The sequence below is a fragment of the Acinetobacter lwoffii genome (assembly GCF_029024105.1).
Lineage (GTDB): Bacteria > Pseudomonadota > Gammaproteobacteria > Pseudomonadales > Moraxellaceae > Acinetobacter > Acinetobacter lwoffii.
Genome location: NZ_CP118963.1, coordinates 65,665 through 90,179 on the forward strand (window position 1 = coordinate 65,665; position 24,515 = coordinate 90,179).

Consider the following 24,515-nt stretch of genomic DNA (forward strand, 5'->3'; position numbering starts at 1 on the left):
AAAATCTTATCTGCTCATCAATTCAAAAGTAGATATTCATAATTAAAATTTAGTAAAAAGTCTTGCATAAGAATCCTGTTAATCTAACTGAGATTTAAATCATCAAGATTTTGAGCTCAATTAATAATGGCGAGACTAAACAGGAAAAACTGTATTGGCAAGTCGTCTGTTTAACTTCACAAATCAGTAATCTCAGTAAATCAATGCAAAATCAGAGCGATAAAATTATGAATAAGCTTATTTCAGTTATATGAGTAATTGCTAAAAACTATATGACGAGTCAAGTTGATGTATATCGTATAGCTTTGACGGAAGTGATTGCCTAACTTCTTAAGCTTGATTAAAACTCTTATCAATATCAGTGATTTCACTCTTTGAGTATTTTCATTGATTTTTATGCAATGCATCTTAGTGTTATTCTGCAGTTTTGCTATAGTAAGAGCAATTTTGGATCAACATCAGGACTATGTTATGTCAGCTACACCACGCATTGGGATCTTAGGTGCAGGCGGTCGTATGGGGCGTATCCTTATTCAGGCGGTGCATGAAGCAGGTTATCAATTGGCGGCCGCGGTAGAACGCCCTGAAAGTACACTATTAGGCGCAGATGCTGGTGAACTTGCCGGAATTGGCGCAACAGGTGTCAAGATTGTGGGTAGCCTTACCGATGTAGTCAAAGACTGTGATGTCGTGATTGATTTTACCGCACCCGCAGCGACCGTCAATCATCTGAAAATCTGCCGTGAAGCTGGTGTCGCCATCGTGATCGGTACGACGGGTATGAATGATGAGCAAAAAGCCTATCTGGATCAATCTGCGACGGAAACTCCTGTAGTGTATGCAGCGAATTATTCAGTGGGTGTGAATGTATCGATCAAATTGCTTGAACTGGCCTCTAAAGTTTTTGGTGATACCGTAGATATCGAAGTGATTGAAGCACATCACCGTCACAAAGTAGATGCGCCATCGGGTACAGCTTTGATGTGGGGTGAGGCGATTGCGGAAACTTTAGGCCGTGACCTGAAAGAAGATGCGGTCTATTGCCGTGAAGGTCATACCGGTCCGCGTGAGCGTAAGAGCATTGGCTTCCAGACCATTCGTGGTGGCGATATTGTCGGTGAACATACCGCCATGTTTATTGCCGATGGGGAACGTGTGGAAATTACTCATAAAGCGACCAATCGCATGAACTTTGCTTCTGGTGCGGTACGTGCTGCGGCTTGGGTCGTAGGTCGTGAAGCGCGTAAATATGATATGAAAGACGTGCTTGGTTTTAACGATATTCAGGTTTAAAACCGAGTTAAAATCATTTATAAAAAAGTATAAAACTAGAATAAGACGAATAATATAATGCAAAAAATGATTTTCCTGCTCTGTGCAGTGGCACTTGGTGCCATTGCGCAGGCAAAGCCTCTCGAGAAGCCTAAACTCAGTATTTATAAAAATAATATCAAGGTCTGGACTTATCAGAATGAGCAAAACCCAGTGTTTCTCTATAAAGCTGAAACCACCTATACCACCCCCATTGAAAATGCCGTGTCCCTGATTCTGAATGTCGAGCATACAGTACAGTGGGTTCCCTATATGGGTAGCATCAAGGTTCTGTCCCGAAATGATAAAAAAGGTGACTTTATCCTGTATATGGTGCTGGATTTTCCATTTCCCTTAAAAGACCGTGACCTGATTGTGCAGGGCAAGATGATCAAGGAAGCCAATGGTCAGATCACCATTAAGAATAAAGCCATCCAAAGTGGTTATCCTTTAAACCCGGATTATGTGCGTTTAACCGATTATCAGGGTGACTGGACTTTTCAGAAACTGGCCAATAATAAAGTCAAGGTCTCTACCTATGGTTATGCCAATCCGGAAGGTTCCATTCCTTTGAGCTTCGTAAATATGTTTGTGCAACAGCAACCTTATCAGATGCTGCAGAAAATGAAGACCGAGCTGGCCAAGCCTTCATCTATTGCGGTCTTGCCTGAAGCTCTACAATAAAAAAGACCCAATTTCTGGGTCTTTTTAACAGCTGAAAATAAGCAGGATTTAAGCTGTAAAATCTGCTTTAAGCACAATCCGGTAACGGGCTTTGCCAGAATGCAGATGTTCAATCGCTTGGTTCAGTTGTGACATCGGGAAGACTTCAATTTGCGGAGCAATATTTTTACGTGCAGCAAATTGGAGTAACTGACGTAATGCCGCCGGCGAACCTGTCGGTGAACCGGTAACTGACTTGGCTCCGCCAATCAACATGCCAGCCGGAATCTGCATCGGCTCAAGTGGTAAACCCAGCATATGCACAGTGCCATTCGGCGCCAAAGTTGCCAGATAAGCCTGCCAGTTCAAGGTGACATTGACAGTACTCAGTAATAAATCAAACTTGCCACGCTGGGCTTTTAATGCAGCGACATCACGACTGTTCACTACATGGTCAGCGCCCATGGCTTTCAGTTCATCAGTTTTATCCAGGTTCGAGGTGAAGGCAGTAATTTCACAGCCCCAGGCTTTCAGCAGCTTGATGGCCATATGTCCTAAACCGCCAATGCCAATTACGCCCACATGATGAATGGCCTGAATCTGATGTTTGAGAATCGGATCGAATACGGTAATTCCGCCACAGAGCAGGGGACCCGCACTTTCAGGGTCAAGATCTTCGGGTAGGGGAATGACCCATTGCCAGCCGGCACGCACTTTATCGGCAAAACCACCGGCATGTCCGACAATGGTCGCCACCTGACCGCCAGTACACAGCACTTGCTGGCCCGAAATACAAGGATCGCAATATTGACAACTTTCCGCTGTCCAGCCGATGCCAACCCGTTGCCCAACTTTCAGGCCTTTGGCTTCTGCACCCAGATGGGTAATGGTGCCGATAATCTCATGTCCTGCTACGACCGGATACACTGAAGAACCCCAGTCATTGTTAATGACTGAAATATCAGAATGACAGAGACCGCAGTATTCCACTTTGACTTCGACCTGATGCGGCTGCAGTTCTCCGGCATCGAATTGATAAGGTTCCAGTTCCGCACCTGCGGACATGGCAGCATAAGCTTGAATAATATTATTCGACATGATTTCAGCTCTTATTTAAATGCGAGGATATTGTTTTAAAGTCACAATGATTTTCATGGTCATCGACCATACCAACGGCCTGCATAAAGGCATAGCAAATGGTGGGTCCGACAAATTTAAAACCAGCCTGTTTGAGTGCTTTAGACATCTTCTGGCTCTCAATGGTTTGAGCAGGCGCCTGACGATAATCCACAACATCATTATTCAATCGCGGTTGCTGGGTAAAAGACCAGAGCCATTCTACCAGATTGATCCCTTGCTGCTGTAGCTTAAGCCATGCTTGGGCATTTTCCCGAATGGCATTGAGTTTGCCGCGATGCCGTATCAGGCTAGCATCTTCAAGTTTTATTTGGAGTTGTTGATCTGTAAGTGAGGCGATAGATTCGATCGAATATTGAAAAAAATGTTTACGATAAGCTTCACGTTTTCTGAGAACGGTAATCCAGGCCAGACCGGCCTGCTGTCCTTCCAGACACAGCATTTCAAACAGGCGATTTTCATCCAGCAGGGCCTGTCCCCATTCCTGGTCATGGTAGGTGATATACAGCGGATCATCGGAGCACCAGCCACAGCGTTGCACAGTCATGTGATGCTCCTTGTTTTGATGCTTTTATAATTTAAACACAGTCCATTGATCCTGCTGATTGTCCCAATACGACAGTTCAGCCTGATCCAGATCGCTAAATTGAATCCACATATCTTTACCGGCCTTGTCGGCATAACCGGTACTGATCAGAAGCGCATCCTCGGTAATTTCCATCACCCAGCCCTGGTAAGTTTGACCATTCAATACAATTTTTTGTTGATTGCCTGATTCAGCAAATTCCACCAGACGATTGATCAACGCTTCTGACATGTAAATATCCTAAAATTAACGTAAATAGGGATAAGGGTTGACCACACCGCGGCCCTTGCCCTGTAAATAGATTCCATAATGCAGATGGGGAGCAGTATGCCGGGCATTGCCGCTGTTGCCGACATAAGCAATCAGCTGGCCTTTTTTGACATAGTCGCCGACTTTTAAGCCACGTTTATGGCCATCCAGATGCGCATAATAGTGCCAGGAGCCGCCTGGACCCAAAATCCAGACTACTTTACCACCCAAATTGTTATTACGTAAATCCGCAATCAGGCCCTCAGTCGCGCTAAAAACCTTGGTTCCACGTGGAGCCATGATATCAATACCTTCATGCAGACGTCCGCGACTGCGCGAAGCGCCCCAAGTATCTGTTAATTCACGTGCCTGTACACGTGCAACCGGGATTGGCAAAGAAGAAGGCATCCGCATATTTTTCAGCTTTTGCACCAGAATGGGATTGAGCTGTACAGAGGGGGATTTTTTCGGTGTACTGCTACAGGCTGCCAGCAGCACAGCTATTAAAGCAATCCATATCAAAGCAAGATATTGGCGCACGCTATTCATCCTTAAATATTGGCAATGCTCATTCTGAGCTGATCGGTTTTTTGCTTTGTCCAGACTATGTCATACATTTACCGCAGAGATCAATTTTTTCATCGCTGTTGGCAGACCGCAATCAATGGCTGTCTCTGGATGCATCCAGCAGCCTTGCAGTTCAATGGCCAGATGTTCCTGCTGATCCTGATCTACTGTAAAAACAATCGCTTCAAGGTTCCAGGTAAAATGGGTAAAACTGTGGCTAATCTGGGTTTTTTTGACGATATTTTTCAGGCCAAGTTGCTGGCATTGCTGTTCCAATTCATGTGCATTTTCAATAATCGGCAGACACCAGAGACCGCCCCAGAGACCGCTATTGGGACGTTGCTGCCAGAGCCAGTCTGTACCGGACTGGATCAGCAAGACCTGAGCAGAGCGTACCGGAACCGGTTTTTTGGCCTTCTTGAAAGGCAATTCATTTTCTAGTCCTTGCTGATGTGCCTTGCAATGCTGCTGCATTGGACAATACAGACACAAAGGCTTTTTCGGCGTACAAACGGTCGCGCCCAGATCCATAATCGCTTGGGTATAGTCATGATTGCGTTCGATAGGACAGAGCTGTTCCGCCAGTTGCCAGAGGGCACGCTCATACACGGGTTTGGACAGATCATCCTCAATCGCAAAGAAACGTGACAATACCCGTTTGACATTACCATCCATGATTACGCCATATTGACGTAAACCGAGTGACATCAGCGCGCCAGCGGTAGAACGGCCAATGCCGGGCAAGGCCATCCATTCTTCCAGGGTTTGAGGGAACTGCTGCTGTGCGGTTACGATGCCGGCAGCTTTATGCAGATTGCGGGCGCGCGCATAATAGCCGAGACCTGCCCAGTAAGGTGCAACCTCATCCCATGAGGCTTGACCTAAATCCTGAACAGTCGGAAAACGCTGGATGAATCGTTCGAAATATTGCAGTACAGTTTTGACCTGGGTTTGCTGCAACATGATTTCAGAGACCCAGACTTTATAGGGGTCATCTGTCACCTGCCAAGGTAAGTCATGACGACCATGCACATCAAACCATTCCAACAGGGCATCTGAAAATACGAACATGAACACATAGCAACCGAATAAGCAGCAGCTAGTATAGCGGAATCAGCAGGGTGGGAATGTGAAAAGTGAGATAAAAACGTAGATGTTCATCGAGCTTGATAGAACTTAGCTTTCATAAAAATAAATGCTCCGGAGAGCATTTATTTTTGATCAAAAATCCGGTTAATCGTTAATTCCCCAGCGCTCATCCAGCTTCAAGGTCTTGCCTGCATAACGCGGAATAATATGAATATGCAGATGTTCAACCTTTTCCTGAAATACTTCACCATCAATAAAACCGACATGAAAACCGGCAGGCTGGTAGCGTAATTGCAGTTCATTGCGTGCCTGTTCCAATAAAGACATCAAACTTTTACGTTCTTTGTCAGTCACTTCAAAAAATGAGGCCACATGCCGCAATGGAATGATCACACAATGACCTTCGGACAATGAATTTGGTTCAGGCAACACCACACCATAATCATTTTTGGCAATGACATCATATTCGTCAAAATTGCAGTAGGGGCAGTTGGTTTCAGCCATCATACACATTCTCCTCTGGTAGGATTTATCTTTCTTTTCTTCATGAAGTATCTGAAATATTTAGCCTGTGAACAAGCCAAATAGTTGTTTCTATTTATGCCAAATGACGATCCAGCAAGGCATACATTGCTGCCAAGCTTTTTCGTTCCGCTTCTGCATTGTAACCAAGATCTACACCATTGGCTTTGGCCCGTTCATCCGCAAGCGGGTTGCTAAAGCCATGTTTGGCATTTTCAAAAACAATTACTTCATGCTCGACTTTGGCGGCATGCATTTCCTCACGGAAACTGGCCACATCATCCAAAGTCACCATGCTGTCCAGTTCACCATGTAGCACCAGGATTTCCGCCTGTACCTGACCTTCCTGAGCAGGTGCTTTTGGCGACAGAATGGCATGGAAAGTGGCCACCGCTTTTAACGGTGCATTAGAACGGGCCAGATCCAGTACGACTTTGCCGCCGTAACAGAAACCAATCGCTGCAAGCTTTTCAACATTGACTTCATCCTGTGCTGCCAAAGCATTCAAGGCTGCTGTTGCACGGTTGACGATAGTGTCAGGATCTTCAAAAGTTTGCATCATCCACTGATGAGCCTGATCAGAATTGGTCGTGACTTTTTTATCCCCATACATGTCCATGGCCAAGGCCGCATAGCCATGTTCTGCAAGTTCACGGGCACGCTGTTCGGTATATTCATTCCGACCCCACCATTCGGGTGCGACCAGTACACCGGCAACAGGGGTATCTGTTTCTGGGGCGGCAAAATAACCAATTAATGGGCTGCCATCCTGCGCAGTATAATAAATTTCGCGAGTCTTGATTGCTGCCATGCTGACATCCTCTATTGTTGTTGAATTGCTTGATTAAAACATAACATAGCAAAACTGATCGGAATGTGACATGAAAACCTGCGATTTACGGATACTTAAGCTCATAAAAAAGAGAGGCAAATATAGAACCTCTCCGATTTTAGATCTGGAAAAATAGGACTTATTATTTAATAATTTCCAGTAATTCCACATCAAAAATTAAAGTACTGTTCGGTTCAACTACATCCCCTGAACCAATCTGTCCATAGGCCAATTCGGCCGGAATGAAGAAACGATATTTGGCACCTTCTTTCATCAGCTGTAAACCTTCGGTCCAGCCGGTAATGACCTGTGTGGTACGAAATACTACGGGCTGATTACGGGCAATTGAGCTATCAAAAACCGTACCATCGATCAAACGGCCTTCATAATGTACCCGGACATTACTATTTGCGCTCGGCGATTTCCCTTTACCTTCCTGAAGAATCTGATATTGCAAACCTGATTTCGTGGTTTTGATCCCCGGTTTTTTAGCATTTTCAGCCAGAAATGCCTGACCAATTTTGGCATTTTCATCCGCCTGCTTTTTCAAGGTAATCAGCTCCTTGGCTTCAGCCTGACGCTTAAATTGGGTCAAGACTCGCGCCATGTCTTCCTCACTTAAAGTCGCCTGTTTCCCAGCGGCTGCCGCTTTTAAACCGGCACTGAAGGCATCCAGATCAATGCCTTGTAAGGAATCGGCATTGCTTTTTCCCATCAGATAACCAAAGCTGTAGCCGACCTGTTCAGCCTCAGGGCTTTTATTGGTGACTTCTTTGGCAAAAAGACTGCCAGAACTCAGCAGTAAAACTATCAAACTTATTTGTATTTTCATGATTCATTCTCAAAATAAAGGAGAGCGCGTTGCTCTCCTTTTCGTGGATTATTTTACTTCGATGAGTTCCACATCAAAAATCAAAGTACTGTGTGGAGGAATCGTACCTGGCACGCCCTGTTCACCATAACCGAGTTTAGATGGGATATACAGGGTTGCTTTACCGCCTTCTTTCATCAGTTGCAGACCTTCGGTCCAGCCTGGAATGACCTGATTGAGTGGGAACTCAATCGGCTCGCCACGTTCAACCGAACTGTCAAACACGGTACCATCAACTAATTTCCCTGTGTAATGTACTTTCACACTTGAAGTTGCTGCAGGCTGCTTGCCCGTACCTTCTTTGGTCACTAAATATTGCAAACCAGATGCTGTGGTTTTTATTCCAGCTTTTTTGGCATTTTCGGTCAGGAAAGTATCACTTGATGCCTGAGCCTGTTTGGCACTATCCACTTGCTTCTGCTGCATTTCTTTTTGGAACTGCTCATAAGCTGCTTGTAATTCTTCTTCAGTATAAGCAGGAGCAGTACGGGCATGGCCTTCGCGAACGCCTGTCACAAAGCTGTTAATATCCAGCTCAGGTGGAGTTTGATGAGCGACTTCATAACCGAGTGCATAGCTAATTTTAGAAACAGCAGAGGCATCTTTAGATGCTTTTGTGGTTTGAGCAGCTGGGTTTTGAGTTGCATAGTAAACAGGTACTAGCGCGGCACCGCCTAAAAGAACAGCGACAGCAATCGGTAAGGCCTTACTCATGTATTATTCCAATCTAATGTTATCGTTGAGGTTCATTCCATCTTAGCAGAAAATTTTGAGAAATCTTGCAGAATGGGTGGTTTTTTAGCAAGCGGACATCGCAGTTGTGTTGAAGTTTAAAGAAATAAAAAAACCAGCAATCGCTGGTTTTTTATTTTTCAGAACTTAATCATTGTTGGAGAATGTCTAGGATCAATGACTGCCTCAACCGAAATTATATTTTGCAAAGAGCTTAGTAGGAAAACAAGCTTTTTTCTAAAGGAAATTCAATTCCAATCGATGCACCAATATCATTGTCATGTAGGTCTGAATCGCTGATCCAGCCATTTAATTTTAGTGGAATATCGGGGCGTAAATAATGCGTCCAGCTCAAATCAACAGCTTTTAATTCATCCTGCGCTGGAAAAGCTAAATTAGTAGTTCGGTGGGATTCATTCAGCTTGGCAAATAGCACTCGAGCATTAACACGATTGAGGCGATCGAAACGAATATCACCACCTACTGAAATCATTTGACCATCACCACCTATCGCATGTGCTAATGGGTAACCATGCTGATAAAAACCATCGGTATAAACATGGTGGTTATATGAAATACCATCGGCACTACCATTACTACGGGTATCTGTCCATTCAGTATACAGCTGGAAAGGCATATTGTGATAGCTAGAAGAATAATCGACTCCAGCCAAGTACATTTTTTTGGCCGGTAAGCCGCCTGCTTCGTCTTCACCGACATATTGCGCATAGATACCCATTGGTACTTGCACCAGTGGTTGTAAGCTTAACCGTGCATCAAAACCGGCAATTTGGTTAGACTTATCATCATCACTATTATCAAAGTTATCATTGCCTTTTATAGCATTCCAGAGTGTAGATAAACTTTCTGAACGGTCACCACCACCCCATTGCATAGCACGCGATGCACCCAGCTCCAAATAGGGTAAAGGTTGTGCGGTGACACGTAAGCCAATCAGTTTGGCATCAGGTATAGCATGGTAATCATCCAGTTGTCCGACAAAAGCTTGATATTGCCAAGGCTCAATCCAAGATAGCCATTTGTTTGCAAAAGCATGCTGTTCGGCACGCTGCATGGTCACACCATACGCAGGACCGACAGGCATCACCCCCGAATTAAGCTGCCATCATGGCCAGATCCCCAGTAGGTCGGAATTTGTCCAGCAATCAGCCATTGATTCCATAATTTACCTGCAAGGTAAGACCCTTCAATATTCACATCTTGATCATTATCAATCTGGGGATCTTTTTCTGCATTGATACGAAGTCTGGCATCCCAATTCTGATTGCCTGTATTCAACTCTATACCCGCCTGATATTGCGCTTTTTGCTGATCGCCAAAGGCTTGAGGAATATTTTTTTGATCTGTCTCTGCAAATAGTGATGCTTTGAGTAACTGGTTATTGGTATTCAAATGAGCCGTGACTGAATCAATGACTTTTTATTGATTACTATTGCTGATTTTTGTCTGAGAAAGGGCACGTTGGATTTCATCACCACTCATTGGCCAGGTCGAAGTGCTAACTTGAATCACACCTTGCTGATTTAACCAGTTTAAATCGGTGCGCAGGTTTTGGTCATTTAAAACGATACCTTGGGCAAAGGTCAGTGAGGAGCTTAATGCCAAGCCGGCGAGCAGTGTTTTGGGTAACATTTTTGTATATTCTCAGGAGTTTTAAACTATAACCAAGATAGGGTTTTTAGTTGATTTTTTCAACAATGAACATTTGGAATAAATGTGATAGAGAGAACTATCACACCCTGCCTCGAACAGGGTGTGATATCAAAGTTTACAATGAATTAGTCATTGTCTTTATTTGCGGTATAAGCATAGGCATAATTATAACCATAGCTACCTGCTGCCCCTTGTTGTACATCATTTATAATCACACCATTGACTTTCACATTGGCCTGTTCAAAACGATTCACAGTGATTTCCAGCTCTTTAATTTGTGTTTTGGCATGACGGGCAACCAATAAATTCACACCCGCATATTGCGCAATAATAATACCATCGGTCACCGCAAGCACAGGTGGCGTATCAATCAGTACATGATCGAAATGAGCAGAGGCTTGATTCAAGAAAGTTTTGAATTGATCTGTACTTAATAGTTCAGACGGGTTAACCGGACTCTTACCACGTGTCACAAAAAACAGGTTATCTACAGTTGAATTTTGCACCACCTCTTCATAGCTATTTTGGTGATTCAATAATTCTGCTAAACCTGGTTGCACTTCGGCATTAAAGTACTTATGTAAATAGCCACGACGTAGATCACCATTAATGACCAGAACCCGTTTTCCTCCTTGCGCTAAAATAGTAGCAAGGTTAGTGGTAATGAATGATTTTCCAACTTCAGGTGCAGGACCAGAAATGGCAATCACATTATTGGTCGCATTCATTAAGGCAAAATGAATTGCTGTTCGCATGCTACGGAGACTTTCAATCGCGATATCACTGCTATCTTTAACCGCAAGAATAGGAATATTCTTTTTCTTCTTTAATAGTTTAATACGACTTTCTTGAATAACAGAGCGCGGTACAGTGGCATAGACTGGCAGATCAAGCTCATTTTCAATTTGCGCTGCGTCTTTAATGCCTGAACGCATCATATTTCGTAATAGTGCAATTAATACTCCAATAAAACCACCAGCAAAAATTGATAAAATTATTGTAATTAATGACTTGGGTTTAATTGGCTTAACGGGTTCAACAGCTTGGTCAATAACTCTGACATTACCAATTTCACCAGCCTCTGCAATTTTCAATTGCTGATAACTATTTAATAATGCGGTATAAAGCTCAGTATTTACTTTTACATCTCGATATAGCTGTAAATATAATCGTTGTGTTTCTGGTAAACGTTTAATAGATTGTGTCATTTCTGAAGTTTTTTGATTAATTTCAGAAAGTTGAGCATTGATTGCTGACATAAGAGGGTGGTCAGGGGTATATTTTGAAGAGAGTTCCGCTTGCTGTTGTTGTAATTGGATTTTCATCTTTTCCAGTTCAACATTTTGCTTTAACATTAACTCGGCTTCTTGAGTTACATCAATAGTATTGTATTGCTCACGGAAACGGTTGAACTTGATTTCTGATTCCTCAAGTTGCTGTTTAAGTTCCGGCAGCTGTTTGTCTAAAAAATTTAAAGTTTGTTTAGATTCTAAAGACTTGCGTTGAATATTTTGTATTTGATAGACGGATAAAATATTATTCAGAACTTGAGTAATATGTTCCTTATCATTGCCATTATAATTTAGACCAATAACACCGGAGTTTTTCCCTCTCTCAGCTACGCTATAGTTACTTTTGAAGAACTGGACTGCTGTAGGTAGTGCGAGTTTAGTGATAGTAAATGTTTCTTTAAATAGAGATTTGCTAAATATTACAACTTCCCAAAGTCCCTTAGAGTCTATGGTTTGATTGCTGGAATTCAATTGACCTTTAAATATCACTTCATCTTTATAAGAGAAAGTAAACTGGTTGTTATCCGTGAATTTTAACTCTAATTTTTTATCTAGATAGTAATTTGGAATTTTTAATGTTTTGATTAAAAAGGCTTGATTTTCTTTTTGGAAAACCACCATATCCTTTTTATAAAGAACTTCAGCTTTGTCATTTTTAATCAAACGATTAAATAAAGTATTACTATTATCTTTAATTTGGATATCAAGGTGCAAATTTTGAATAGTTTGTCCCAAAATCATGCGTGAGTTTAATATTTCAATCTCAGCATCTGCGGGAGATTTTCCGCCCATTCCCCCTGGAATAGCATCACTCAACCCACCCAAGAGGGCAGCAGCTCCAGCGCCTTTATTATCCTCTACTAGAACCATTGCATCAGCAGAATAAATTGAGGGAGTAACACGTAAATAAAGTAATGCGAAGGTTAAGCTCAATACGATACAAAGCGCGATCACTTTCCATTGTGCAATTAACGAAAAAAATAATTCTTTTAAGTCAATGGTATCGTCATTAGTACTTGAATTTTGATTCATGGATAAACTACTAGATAAAATTAAATATGTGATTGCCAATCCGAAACATAAGATTCGATGTTATTACATGTTTCTTCAAAAAATGCTTGATCAAGCTTATAAGGATCGGGAACATTATGACCTTGCCAATGTCCTAAACGAAATACTTTACCTTTAGCAAATGGCCAAGTCTTTTCTATATGTTTTTGTTGATTTGAACTCATCACTAAAATTAAATCTGCAGTTTTGACTAAGTTGGCATCAATTTGTTTTGCGACATGTGATCTCATATCAATTGATTTTCTTGCCATACTTGCAATGGCCTTATCATCAGCACTATGGCCTACCATGGCAGAAAGACCCGCAGATTCAATATGTAAGTTAGGATGATTTTTCTTGAGAAAAAACTCACCCATTGGACTACGACAAATATTTCCTACACAGACGACCAAAATATTCCGAATTTGCATATTTTATTTACCCAGTTGGTCAAAGCTATAGAGTGCACTAGAGAACGGAATAATCTGGTTGACAATACGTTGCCAGCGCGTTAATCCAGTCGCATCAATATAAACGATGTCATTTTTTTTCATTTGGAATTGATTGGCTAAGCCCAGATTACCAAAACTGCTTAAATTTAAGTGATACACAGTGGATTGCTTGGTGGCTAAATCGGTGCGCATTACATAGATTTTAGCCGCACTTGCGGAGTAAGGATTAATTCCTTCACTTTCACCCAAAACATCACTTAAGGTCATACCTTGGTCACGTAAAGCCAGAGCTTGGCTTTTACTCGACTCACCCATAACATAAAGCTTTTGATTCTGTTTGGTATTCACAAAAATAGTATCATTCGGTTGAATCAGTAAATTATGTAATGATAAGCCTTGTTTCTCTAGTTGTAATACATTTAGGTCAAAAGTTTGACCCTCCCGAATCAATTGAATATTGGTATTGTCACCCGTTTCAGTATTAATACCACCTGCCTGTCCGAGTGCTGTATAGATACTAATAGGTTGATCATTAAGGGTATATTGACCACTACGCATAACTTGTCCATTGACAAAATAGCGACGACCCTCATAAGACAATACTCGAACCACCACATCAGGATGTATCAAATAGCGCGCAAATTGACTACGTAAAAAACGATTGGTTTCAGCCAGTGTTTTCCCGGCTACCCGTACCTGCCCCACTAAAGGTAATTGTATATTGCCACTAGAGTCTATGGGATAACCTGCAGCTTTTACATTTGAAATATCCTGAATAGGAGGGGTGATTTCTGGGTAGGCCCAAAGTTGAATTGAGAGAACATCACCAGCAGCTAAACGGTAAATGTGCTGCTTATTATTAAATAAATGATAAATAGAATTTGAATTCTGAATATGATTGAACAAGTGACTAGGTAAATTATTCTGGGTTAGCTGAACGACGGTGAGTTGAGCCCCTTGGTCTGTTTGGTAAGCACCTTGTGCAGGGAGGTCATAGGTTTGTAAACCAGAGGTAACAGCACAGCCTGTAGTTGAGATGCCACATACCAATAAAAAAGCCATTTGAAAGTGTCGCACAAGTTTTCCTACATGTTAATTTGTTAAATTCATTTTAGATTGAAGCTATTCTACCCAACTTATGAGGTGAATATATAACAATTTGTGACTTTGTTGCTAATTCTAATAGGTAGTGAAGGAGTAAGCATCCGCTGAACCCCATAGCCATTTTTTAATTTTGATCGGGTTTCCAGCGGTGTTGCAGTATCCTTCTATTTGGGTCGCTTTATGCGTCGGCAGCCTTTTCAGCACATCACTTAAATAAGCATGGACTGCTCTCAGTATCTTAGACATGAGACAGCCTCATTTTGAAGCTGCCTCAAAGGCTTCTGGACTCATCCCGTCGAGATGCAAATGACGCCTTATTCGATTGTAAAACATCTCGATATAATCAAACACATCTGCACGGGCCATTTCTCGTGTTTTATAGATTCGCTTTTTAATTCTTTCCCTTCTTCAAGCTGCTAAAAAAGGATTCAGCAACAGCATTATCCCAACAGTTGCCCCTCCGGCTCATACTTGGAACCAAGTTATGCTTCTGACAGAATTTCTGCCAGTCTCCACTGTTGTATTGTGAACCTTAGTCTGAGTGTATGATCACTGGATCACTGGATCACTGGATCACTGGATCACTGGATCACTGGATCACTGGATCACTGGATCACTGGATCACTGGATCACTGGATCACTGGCTCTGCGTCGCCATACCTCCATAAGAAGTGCATCCAAAACAATATCCTTGGCAAGCGTAGGTTTCATTGACCAACCGATGACTTTCCTTGAATATAAATCAAGAACTACAGCCAGATATAACCAGCCTTGCCAAGTACGGATGTAGGTAATATCAGTCACCTGAGAAACACTGTTTCGTAAAGTATCAGATGTGTTTACAATAAACTCTCGATTTAAGTGATTGGGTGGCACAATATGACGACGACCACGACCATAGCTTTTATGCTTCTTATATCCTCGAACAGCGGCAATACCATTGTTCTTCATGATCTTCAGCACACGATTAGACCCGCAGCTTTCACCCAATTCTTTTAGATCCAGCGTAATGCGACGATAACCATAGATGCCATAACTGGCCTCATAAGAAGAACGGATGAGCTGTAATAACCGCTTATCTTCAATAGTCCTGCCTGATTCGAGTCCATGTAACCAGGCATAGTAACCAGCACGAGCGATCTTAAGGACCCGACACATCGTTTTAATCTTAAATTGATGGCTGTATTCCAGGATAAACTGATACTTCACTCGGGCAGGCTTGCAAAGTACCTTGCGGCCTTTTTTAAGATATCCCGTTCCTCTTCAGTCTGTTTAAGCTGACTTTTAAGACGTAGGATTTCTTTCTTTGCTTCGAGTAGTTCATGTTCATCAGAGTTGTTACGTAAAGGCTGTACCGCCTTTAGCCATTTATAAATGCTGTGCTGTGATACACCTAAACGCTCTGCTACATTAGTGACAGAATATCCATGTTCAGTAATCCATTTAACAGCTTCATCTTTAAATTCTGGGGTATATCTTTGCCCACTCATCAGGTTCTCTCCTATGCAAAAAGAATAGACGAAATTTGTCTAGGATACTGGGAGCAGTCCAAAAAGACGGTATGTGTGTTCAGAATTTTGGTGGTTATTCACTTTCTTAAATAAAAGTATAATAAAATACTCAGTAAAGTGATTCCATTTATCACTTTAGTTTATATTGTTAGATTCATCAAAATTCAAGGTTTAGATTGATGCTAAAGCTCTCGGAAGTGAAAGTTGCCATTATTGGATTAGGCTATGTCGGTCTACCGCTAGCTGTTGAATTTGGTAAAAAAGTTCCGGTTGTGGGCTTTGATATTTATCAAAAACGTATTGATGAACTCAAATCTGGTAAAGACCATACATTGGAAGTCTCTCTTGAAGAACTCGCTCTATCGACACAGCTGGATTACAGCTCAAATTTAGAAGATTTAAAAGATTGTAATTTCTTTATTGTGACTGTGCCAACACCAATTGATAAATTTAAACAACCTGATTTAATGCCACTAGTAAAAGCATCTCAAAGTATTGGTAATGTATTGAAAAAAGGTGATATCGTAGTTTACGAATCAACTGTTTACCCAGGTGCAACAGAAGAAGTCTGTATCCCTGTGCTTGAGCAGGTGTCAGGTTTGACATTTAACCAAGACTTCTTTGCAGGTTATAGCCCTGAGCGGATTAACCCAGGTGATAAACTTCACCGTGTGACCAATATTCTTAAAATTACTTCAGGCTCCACTCCAGAAGTTGCTGATTTTGTCGATGAAGTCTATAACTTGATCATTGAAGCAGGCACACATAAGGCACCAACCATTAAAGTCGCTGAAGCGGCAAAAGTGATTGAAAACACCCAGCGTGACGTTAACATTGCCCTGATCAATGAACTGGCTGTGATCTTTAATAAAATGGAGATCGACACCGAAGCAGTACTTCAAGCGGCAGGGACGAAATGGAACTTCTTGCCATTCCGTCCTGGTCTTGTGGGGGGACACTGTATTGGCGTCGATCCATACTACCTAACCCATAAAGCGCAGTCGATTGGTTATCATCCTGAAATTATTTTGGCGGGTCGTCGTCTTAATGATGATATGGGGGCTTATGTGATGACTCAGCTTGTTAAAGCCATGATCAAGAAAAAGATTCAGGTTGAAGGTGCTAAAGTTTTAGTCCTTGGTTTAAGTTTTAAAGAAAACTGCCCGGATATTCGTAATACCAAAATCATTGATATTGTTCATGAGCTTCAGGATTATCATATTCAAGCTGATGTCTATGACCCATGGGTGAATGTATCAGATGCGGAGCATGAATATGGGATTACCCCTGTCGAGGCACTGGAAAATGGTCAATACGATGCTGTGATTTTGGCGGTTGCACATGAGCAATTTAAAGAGATGGGTGCAGAAGCTATCCGTGCACTGGGTAAAGCCAATCACGTATTATATGACTTGAAATATGTATTGAGTCGGTCTGAATCTGACCTTCGTTTATAATAGGACATACCCCATGCATCAATATCAACAGGTATGTGAGCAACTGCAAGCTCAGCCGAAAACCTGGCTCGTGACAGGTGTTGCTGGTTTTATCGGATCCAATCTTCTAGAAACTTTACTGAAGCTTGATCAAACTGTGGTGGGTTTAGATAACTTCGCTACTGGTCATCAGCATAACCTAGATGAAGTAAAAAGCTTGGTGTCTGCTGAACAATGGTCGAAATTCCGCTTTATTGAAGGTGATATTCGTCAGTTTGCAGATTGCCAAAAAGCCTGTACAGGTGTGGATTATTTACTGCATCAAGCCGCACTCGGTTCAGTACCGCGCTCGATTGCCGACCCCATCACCACCAATGACACCAATATCAGCGGTTTTTTAAATATGCTGACTGCGGCACGTGATGCAGGTGTTGCCAGCTTTACCTATGCGGCCAGCAGTTCGACCTATGGTGATCATCCTGCATTGCCAAAAATCGAAGAGAATATTGGCAATCCATTGTCTCCCTATGCTGTGACTAAGTATGTCAATGAGTTATATGCCGATGTGTTTGCACGTAGCTACGGTTTTAAGGCGATTGGTCTGCGTTACTTTAATGTCTTTGGCAAACGCCAAGATCCAAATGGTGCTTATGCAGCGGTGATTCCAAAATGGACGGCTTCCATGATTGCTGGCGAAGATGTTTTCATCAATGGTGATGGTGAAACCAGTCGTGATTTTTGCTTTATCGATAATACCGTGCAAGCCAATATTTTGGCGGCAACGGCATCGGACGAGGCTAAAAATCAGGTCTATAACGTCGCAGTCGGTGACCGTACCACATTGAATGACTTATATCGTGCCATTCAATCTGCGCTTGCGGAAAATGATGTGCAGTTTGAGCGTGATCCTGTGTACCGTGATTTCCGTGCAGGGGATGTGCGTCATTCACAAGCCAGTATTGCTAAAATTCAGCAACACTTAGGTTATGCACCTAAGTTTGAAATTGCCGAAGGCATTCAACTGGCGATGCGTTGGTATGTGAACAACTTAGAATGATCTTAAACAGATGATTGCGAAACTCTTCGCAAAGTATCAGTCGATTGGGCTGATCACATTAAGTTTACTGGCAGGTGCGATAATGACATTTATCGCACTTCCTGTTTTAACACGCCTGTATTCTGTTGCGGACTTTGGTGCGTATGGCATTGTCTTGGCGCTTGTCAGTGTTTTATCTACTATTGCCAATTTACGCCTAGATCAAGCTTTATTGGTCGCTGAGGAACAGGATAAAAAAAGCCTGATTTTTGAAGGGTCGGTGTTCTCAACTGTTATTGCTGTTGTTAGTGGCATCGTTATCAGCTTTATTTTAAATATTGAAATGGCAGGTGCAGTGGCGACAGGCATACTTGCAAATACGCTGATTCAAAGTCTGTATAATTATCACTTTTCAGCACATCAAGAATATTTCTGCGCAGGCTTAAATATTTTTAGAAGTGCAATCGTCGTGGCGGTTCAACTCTCTTTACCACTAGTGATGCAAATTAGTTTGGTCAATAGCTACAACGTCAGCTCCATTATCATGATTGTGGCGGTGCTGATCTATTTACTGAAACATCAATTGTATCAAGTGAGTTGGCAGGTATTTAAACATTACAAAGATTTTATTTATGCCAATACACCACATGCGTTGCTGAATAGTTTTTCGCATAACTTGCCCTACTATGTTGTGTCGCATTTTGTCGGTGTACAGGCGATGGGTTTCTATGCCATTGTCGAACGGACTTTGCGTGTACCGATCAATCTGATTTCGCAAACCTTGCGTCAGTTCTTTATTCGCAAATTTAAAAACACCGAATCCAATCAAAATGTCTTAAAGGCGAGTGTACTGCTTAGTCTGGTTTCACTACCTTTATTTGCCATTTTCTTCATTCTGCCTGAATTTTTATATTTATGGGTTTTTGGCAGTGAATGGGTGGGTATTTCGAGCTATTTCCAAATTTTAGCTTTGGGCTATTGGGCGATTTTCTGTAATCCACCAAGCTCGGCTTTTCTGATTGCTAAGCGCAACAGCCAAGTGTTATTTAAGTTGCAAATCGTAGAACTCATCATTAAGTTCGCTTTATTTGCAGGCTTCTATGCTGTCTTTGCTGATAAAGTGTATATGTTACTTGCGGTGCCTGTGGCATTAATTTTCTATAACTTTGCCATTTTATATGTAGTGTGGAGAAACAAAAACTGATGTTTTTTAAAATCTTAAAATACATGAATTGGTTTGCTTCACAGTGCCGTAAAGTGATGTACAACATGGCCTTTGGCACTAAGTTTCGCTATTTCGGCAAAGGTTGTACCGTCGATATTCGTGGAAAAATGCAGATTGGCAACAATGTCTATATTGGTGATCATGTCAGCTTAATTGTTGAAAATGGTGCGGTGCTTGAGATTGCCGACAACAGTTTTATTGGTGAAAACTGCTATATCAAATGCTTCGGTGGTAAGGTTTCAATTGGTAAAGATGTCAGCATTAATTCCAAGTCGTATATCAATGGTTGTGGAGGTGTGACCATTGGTGATAACACCCGTATTGGCACGCAAAGCATTATTATTGCGAGCAATCATAAATTTGGTGAGCCTGATCTGTTGGTGAAAGATGCGATTACCAAGCAGGGCGTGAGTTTAGGGAAAAATATTTGGCTTGGTGCACGAGTTACGGTACTTGATGGTGTAACTATTGCCGATGATAGCGTGATTGGTGCTTGTAGTTTGGTGTCTAAACCTTTGCCTGAATCAGGGGTGTATGTCGGTATTCCAGCCAAAAAAATCAAATCTGTGTAAAGTGCTATGCATATCGTAAAACATATTTTCAGCGTAAAATATTCAGCTTAATTTTCTCCCTTTTGATTTTCTGATCCTGACATAGGTCATGCGTATGGCATTTATGGTTTCTGCTTTTCGACAGCTGTTTGATCTTGCTTATTTTATGGCAAAGGGCAGTGTGGCATATGCACGTAAAAAGGGGGTGAAAATTGGTGAAAACTGCCGAATTTATATTAAAAATTGGGGCTCAGAACCGTTTTTAGTCTCAATTGGTGATCATGTCACGGTGACTTCAGGCGTGAAATTTATTACCCATGATGGCAGTACCTGTTTAGTCAAAGATGAGCAAGGGAAACGCTATCAACGCTTTGCCCCGATTCAAGTGGGTTCGCATGTCTTTATTGGTGTGAATAGCATTATTATGCCGGGCGTGAGCATTGGCTCAAATGTCGTGATTGGTGCAGGTTCGGTGGTGACCAAAGATATTCCTGACCATAGCGTGGTGATTGGTGTACCTGCCAAAGTGGTGTCGAACTTTGCTGATTATCAAGCCAAAATTCAAAGCATCTGTGCCAGTGATAGCGACTTGGTTGGCATCACCGATTACCGTGCCCGTGTGGAACGTGCCATGTCGATTCAAGCCTCAAAAAACCATCTTTAATATTCTCCCATTTCATAAAGTTTAGGTCTGCATATGTTGAATAAAGTCATGTTCTTTTTGCCAAGCTTGGGCGGTGGCGGTGCAGAACGTACGGTCATTCAACTGGCGAACAGTTTTGCTGAACAAGGACTTAAAATTCATTTAGGCGTATGTGACCTGAATGGCGATAAAGCCAAGCTGTTACCCGAAGTGAGTTCTAAAATTGAATTGGTCAATTTTAATTGCGGTCGGGTGATGAATAGCATCACGCCTTTAAAAATAAAAATGAAAGCTGAGCAATATGATTGCTTAGTGGCCACGCAAACCCATACCCATATTGTGGCAGGGGTTGCGAAAAAACTCTCAGGTGTTGCAACACGTTTGATCTTCCGTGAAGTATCTACGCCGTCAAAAAATATAAAGTTGCAAGGCATTGCTAAATTTGTGCTGAAAACTTTGGTGAATTGGACCTACCCCATGGCACAGCAAGTGGTCTGTGTTTCTAAAGGGGTAGAAGCTGATTTTCGTGAATATTATGGCTATAAAAATAATAATTTGAGTACCATTTATAACCCTGTATTGGACGATGCCTATTTTGGAAAACTCAAAGCGCCAGTCACACATCGCTTTTTTAATAATGACCATAAAGTGATTTTGGCAGTGGGGCGTCTCACTGAAGCAAAGAACTTTGGTTTTCTGATCCGCTCCTTTAAAGCCTTGCATGATCAGCATCCTGAAACCCGATTATTGATTTTAGGTGAGGGTGAACTGCGTGCAGAGTTTGAGGAGCTAGTGGCGGACTTGGGTTTAAAAGACGTGGTGGATTTACCGGGCTTTGATGCTAATCCATACGCTTATTTTAAATATGCATCGCTATTTGTTTTAAGTTCAAATTGGGAAGGTTTACCTGGGGTACTGATTCAGGCACTGGCTTCTAAAGTGAAGGTGGTCAGTACCGATTGCCCAAGTGGACCAATGGAAATTTTAGACCATGCAAAATTTGGCTTATTAATCGAATGCAATGATCAAGTTGGCTTGATGCAAGCCATGCAACAGGCAATTTTTGCAGATTATGTGCAATATCAAGAAGCTGATTTTGAAGCGCATATTCAGCAGTTTCATAAGCAAACCGTACTTAAGCAGTATTTGCGTATGATGGAGTCTGCAGCATGAGCAAACCGTCGATGGTGCATGTGATTACCAACTTTGCGGGCGTGGGGGGTGCAGAGATGATGTTGGCCCGCCTGATCCAATTTACAGAAGATCAGTATCAGCACGTGATCATTGCTTTAATGAAAACATCAGAGGTGTATCAAAGTACTTTAGATCGTTGTCAGGCGCATTATGCACTGGATTGGAATGGCATAAACACATTGGGTACGGTAAGCAAACTGCGTACATTGCTTAAAAAACTACAGCCTGCAACGTTGCAATGCTGGATGTACCATGCCAATGTGTTGACCAGTCTCAGTATTATTGGTTTAGCCCAAAAACCAAAAGTAGTTTGGGGTATTCATCATTCGCTTGCTTCTCCCAAAGATGAATCGATCAGTACCAAGATTGCCTTGGGCATAAGCAAAATACTGTCCCAACAAGCCAGTGCTATTATTTATTGTGCGCATTCGTCTATGCAGCAGCATCAGGCCTTTGGCTTTAAAAATGGCAATAGTCAAGTGATTGCCAATGGCGTGTTTTTAGATAAATTTCAGCCCAATCTTCAATTGCATGAACCAACCGTGATTGGTTTTGCAGGGCGCTATCACATAGCCAAAGGCTATCCCTATTTGTTTGAAACCATTGGCTTGCTGAAAAATGAAAACATCATTTTTAAAATTGCAGGTGGTGGTGCAAGCCTAGAAAATCCTGAAGTGAAAGCTTTATTCGAGCAGTATCAGTTAGATGCCGAAAAAGTGCATTTGCTTGATCAAATCTCAGATATGCCTGCTTTTTATCAATCGATTGATGCTTTTCTGATGACTTCGATTACCGAAGGTTTTCCGAATGTGTTGGTCGAAGCCATGGCATCAGGTTTGCCTTGTATCAGCACCGATGTGGGCGATGCCAAATATATTGTGCAGGATTTAGGAAGTATCGTTCCACCACGTAATGCGCAAGCTTTGGCGGATGCCATTTTAGCCTATACACAAAAATCAGAAGCAGAAAAACAAAGCTTAAAACAGGCGACGCGTGAACGGGTAGAGCAGAATTTCAGTATTGACACTGTGAGTAGTCAATATATGCAGGTGTGGAGCCAACAGGCATGAAATTTTTAATGATCAGCAGTTTTTTGCCATCGGTACTCAATTTTCGTGGCAAGTTATTAGAAGCGATTTCTGCGCACGGCTATGAAATTCACATCATGGTGCCTGAATTCGCATCATTCCCCGAAGAACAGCAAAAACTGCAAGCCCTTGGCTATCATCTGCATGAAATTCCCATGCAGCGCACTGGCACCAATCCGCTGGCGGATTTAAAACTGTTAAAACATATCTATCGGCAAATTCGTCAAATTCAGCCTGAGTATGTGCTGTCCTATACTATTAAACCTGTGATTTATGGCACGCTCGCGTCATGGCTGGCGAAAGTACCGCATCGTTTTGCTTTAATTACTGGTCTAGGTTATGCCTTTCAAAATGTGGAATCTGGCAAGCGTAGTCTGTTTCAAAAGCTGGTGCATGGCTTATATGCGCAAGCGCTCAAACGTAGCGACAAAGTCTTTTTCCAAAACCCTGATGATTTAAAGCTTTTCCAAGACATGCATTTGCTTGATGCCAATAAACCCACTGTAGTAGTGAATGGTTCAGGGGTAAATGTACAAGACTTTGATGTCATGCCTTTACCGAAAGATGATGCAGGCGTGGTCAAAGCCTCATTCTTGCTCATTGCACGGCTTTTGGGGGATAAAGGTGTGCGTGAATATGCTGAATCGGCACGTATCATCAAAGCACAATATCCTGAAGCTGAGTTTCATTTGGTCGGTTGGATTGATGATAATCCATCTGCGATTTCGCAAGCCGAACTCGATACTTGGATTGCAGATGGTCGCCTCAAATATTGGGGCAAGCTCAGTGATGTCCGTCCTGCAATTGCAGCATGCTCAGTGTATGTGTTGCCCTCCTACCGTGAAGGCACGCCACGTACGGTATTAGAGGCGATGGCTATGGGACGGGCGATTATTACCACCGATGCACCGGGCTGCCGTGAAACGGTATCGCACGGTGTGAATGGTTATTTGGTCGGAGTGAAGTCTGTAGATGATTTGGTGCAATGCATGCAATACTTTATTGAGGATCCAAAACTGATTGAGCATATGGGACAGCGTTCGCGAGAAATTGCGCTGAATAAATATGATGTGCATCAAGTGAATAAGCACATGCTGGCTGAAATGGATATTCATTAAAGGCGATTTACCCAATTTTAGAGGCGATCCAGATGACCTTAAAATATATAAAAAGTGATTTATACCGTTATACCAGTCATGTCAGTTTTAAAACTTTTTTGAAAACTTATTTTTTCAATCGCGGTTTTAATTTTTCATTTTGGCTGCGTTTAGCCAGTTCAAAAACTGTATGGGCAAAGTTGGCTTATCCTATTTATTATTATAAAAAAAAGCAGTACGGCATTGATATTCATACCACGACTCAAATTGGCTACGGCTTGTTTATTGGGCATGGCGGGCCGTTGGTCGTTAATCCGACAACTGTGATTGGCAATAATGTGAATTTATCGCAATTTACCACCATTGGTGCAAATGGCGGCCGTCAAGCCGCAGAAATTGGCGATAATGTTTATATTGGGCCCAATGTCTGCATCATTGAGCATGTCAAAATTGGCAATAATGCCACTATAGGTGCAGGAAGCGTTGTGACGAAAGATATTCCTGAAAATGCAACTGCGGTGGGAAACTATGCGAAGGTGATCAGCATGAATAATCCGGGTCAGGCAGTCAATCGTCGTTGGACAGATTTCTAAACGGATATAT

23 protein-coding genes and 2 pseudogenes are annotated in these 24,515 nt (G+C 42.1%); 11 read left to right on the forward strand and 14 right to left on the reverse strand.

Annotation, left to right across the window (positions count from 1 at the left end; translation table 11 throughout):
* Positions 1–471 precede the first annotated feature (471 nt).
* Entirely contained in the window at positions 472–1,293 is an 822-nt protein-coding gene (gene dapB, locus PYW33_RS00270) for a 4-hydroxy-tetrahydrodipicolinate reductase (RefSeq protein ID WP_004647678.1), read from the forward strand.
* Between the two features lie 57 nt (positions 1,294–1,350).
* Entirely contained in the window at positions 1,351–1,995 is a 645-nt protein-coding gene (locus tag PYW33_RS00275) for an START domain-containing protein (protein WP_004647677.1), read from the forward strand.
* A gap of 48 nt (positions 1,996–2,043) precedes the next feature.
* On the opposite strand, the gene ahr is transcribed toward PYW33_RS00275, so the two are convergent.
* From ahr to PYW33_RS00345, 14 genes and pseudogenes are all read right to left on the reverse strand, one after another.
* Positions 2,044–3,072, reverse strand: coding sequence for an NADPH-dependent aldehyde reductase Ahr (gene ahr, locus PYW33_RS00280; protein ID WP_004647676.1), 1,029 nt, complete (start codon positions 3,070–3,072; stop codon positions 2,044–2,046).
* A gap of 4 nt (positions 3,073–3,076) precedes the next feature.
* Positions 3,077–3,658: a DNA-3-methyladenine glycosylase I gene (locus tag PYW33_RS00285; protein WP_004647675.1), complete on the reverse strand. Its 582-nt coding sequence runs from the start codon at positions 3,656–3,658 to the stop codon at positions 3,077–3,079.
* Positions 3,659–3,682: 24 nt separating this feature from the next.
* Positions 3,683–3,928 (reverse strand): hypothetical protein, encoded by a 246-nt coding sequence (locus PYW33_RS00290; protein ID WP_004647674.1) that lies wholly within the window; start codon positions 3,926–3,928, stop codon positions 3,683–3,685.
* 15 nt (positions 3,929–3,943) lie between these two features.
* Complete coding sequence (locus tag PYW33_RS00295) at positions 3,944–4,486, reverse strand: M23 family metallopeptidase (RefSeq protein ID WP_004647673.1); 543 nt, start codon at positions 4,484–4,486, stop codon at positions 3,944–3,946.
* Between the two features lie 69 nt (positions 4,487–4,555).
* A complete protein-coding gene (gene mutY / locus PYW33_RS00300; RefSeq protein ID WP_004647672.1) occupies positions 4,556–5,584 on the reverse strand; it encodes an A/G-specific adenine glycosylase in 1,029 nt (342 codons plus the stop codon).
* Positions 5,585–5,746: 162 nt separating this feature from the next.
* Positions 5,747–6,106, reverse strand: coding sequence for an HIT family protein (locus tag PYW33_RS00305; protein WP_026055739.1), 360 nt, complete (start codon positions 6,104–6,106; stop codon positions 5,747–5,749).
* A 94-nt stretch (positions 6,107–6,200) separates the two neighbouring features.
* Entirely contained in the window at positions 6,201–6,935 is a 735-nt protein-coding gene (locus PYW33_RS00310; RefSeq protein ID WP_004647670.1) for a dienelactone hydrolase family protein, read from the reverse strand.
* A 163-nt stretch (positions 6,936–7,098) separates the two neighbouring features.
* A complete protein-coding gene (locus PYW33_RS00315) occupies positions 7,099–7,788 on the reverse strand; it encodes a BamJ family beta-barrel-assembly machinery protein (protein ID WP_004647669.1) in 690 nt (229 codons plus the stop codon).
* Positions 7,789–7,836: 48 nt separating this feature from the next.
* Positions 7,837–8,541: a BamJ family beta-barrel-assembly machinery protein gene (locus tag PYW33_RS00320; protein ID WP_004647668.1), complete on the reverse strand. Its 705-nt coding sequence runs from the start codon at positions 8,539–8,541 to the stop codon at positions 7,837–7,839.
* A gap of 232 nt (positions 8,542–8,773) precedes the next feature.
* A pseudogene (locus PYW33_RS00325) lies at positions 8,774–10,212 on the reverse strand (capsule assembly Wzi family protein).
* Positions 10,213–10,358: 146 nt separating this feature from the next.
* The gene (locus PYW33_RS00330) at positions 10,359–12,557 is read right to left on the reverse strand and encodes a polysaccharide biosynthesis tyrosine autokinase (protein ID WP_004647664.1); all 2,199 of its coding nucleotides are present in this window, start codon (positions 12,555–12,557) and stop codon (positions 10,359–10,361) included.
* A gap of 20 nt (positions 12,558–12,577) precedes the next feature.
* Positions 12,578–13,006, reverse strand: a complete 429-nt coding sequence (locus PYW33_RS00335; RefSeq protein ID WP_004647663.1) for a low molecular weight protein-tyrosine-phosphatase — start codon at positions 13,004–13,006, stop codon at positions 12,578–12,580.
* A gap of 3 nt (positions 13,007–13,009) precedes the next feature.
* Positions 13,010–14,089, reverse strand: coding sequence for a polysaccharide biosynthesis/export family protein (locus PYW33_RS00340; protein WP_016806765.1), 1,080 nt, complete (start codon positions 14,087–14,089; stop codon positions 13,010–13,012).
* 297 nt (positions 14,090–14,386) lie between these two features.
* Positions 14,387–15,621, reverse strand: a pseudogene (locus PYW33_RS00345) (IS3 family transposase).
* A gap of 200 nt (positions 15,622–15,821) precedes the next feature.
* Between PYW33_RS00345 and tviB the strand changes: the two are divergent.
* The 9 genes from tviB to PYW33_RS00390 all read left to right on the forward strand — a co-directional run bounded on the left by tviB (position 15,822) and on the right by PYW33_RS00390 (position 24,505).
* Positions 15,822–17,099 carry a Vi polysaccharide biosynthesis UDP-N-acetylglucosamine C-6 dehydrogenase TviB gene (gene tviB / locus PYW33_RS00350; protein WP_004647658.1) on the forward strand — a complete coding sequence of 426 codons (1,278 nt, stop codon included), beginning with the start codon at positions 15,822–15,824 and terminating at the stop codon, positions 17,097–17,099.
* Between the two features lie 13 nt (positions 17,100–17,112).
* Entirely contained in the window at positions 17,113–18,135 is a 1,023-nt protein-coding gene (locus tag PYW33_RS00355) for an NAD-dependent epimerase/dehydratase family protein (protein WP_004647657.1), read from the forward strand.
* A gap of 82 nt (positions 18,136–18,217) precedes the next feature.
* Positions 18,218–19,318: a lipopolysaccharide biosynthesis protein gene (locus PYW33_RS00360; RefSeq protein ID WP_228127486.1), complete on the forward strand. Its 1,101-nt coding sequence runs from the start codon at positions 18,218–18,220 to the stop codon at positions 19,316–19,318.
* 23 nt (positions 19,319–19,341) lie between these two features.
* A complete protein-coding gene (locus tag PYW33_RS00365) occupies positions 19,342–19,911 on the forward strand; it encodes an acyltransferase (RefSeq protein ID WP_227554990.1) in 570 nt (189 codons plus the stop codon).
* Positions 19,912–20,005: 94 nt separating this feature from the next.
* Positions 20,006–20,554, forward strand: a complete 549-nt coding sequence (locus PYW33_RS00370; RefSeq protein WP_004647654.1) for an acyltransferase — start codon at positions 20,006–20,008, stop codon at positions 20,552–20,554.
* Between the two features lie 33 nt (positions 20,555–20,587).
* Entirely contained in the window at positions 20,588–21,706 is a 1,119-nt protein-coding gene (locus PYW33_RS00375) for a glycosyltransferase (RefSeq protein WP_004647653.1), read from the forward strand.
* The gene (locus PYW33_RS00380) at positions 21,703–22,797 is read left to right on the forward strand and encodes a glycosyltransferase (protein WP_004647652.1); all 1,095 of its coding nucleotides are present in this window, start codon (positions 21,703–21,705) and stop codon (positions 22,795–22,797) included. The genes PYW33_RS00375 and PYW33_RS00380 overlap by 4 nt, the downstream gene beginning before the upstream one ends.
* The gene (locus PYW33_RS00385) at positions 22,794–23,933 is read left to right on the forward strand and encodes a glycosyltransferase family 4 protein (RefSeq protein ID WP_004647651.1); all 1,140 of its coding nucleotides are present in this window, start codon (positions 22,794–22,796) and stop codon (positions 23,931–23,933) included. Before PYW33_RS00380 ends, PYW33_RS00385 begins: the two co-directional genes overlap by 4 nt.
* A 32-nt stretch (positions 23,934–23,965) precedes the next feature.
* Positions 23,966–24,505: a serine O-acetyltransferase gene (locus PYW33_RS00390; protein WP_004647650.1), complete on the forward strand. Its 540-nt coding sequence runs from the start codon at positions 23,966–23,968 to the stop codon at positions 24,503–24,505.
* Positions 24,506–24,515: the final 10 nt, after the last annotated feature.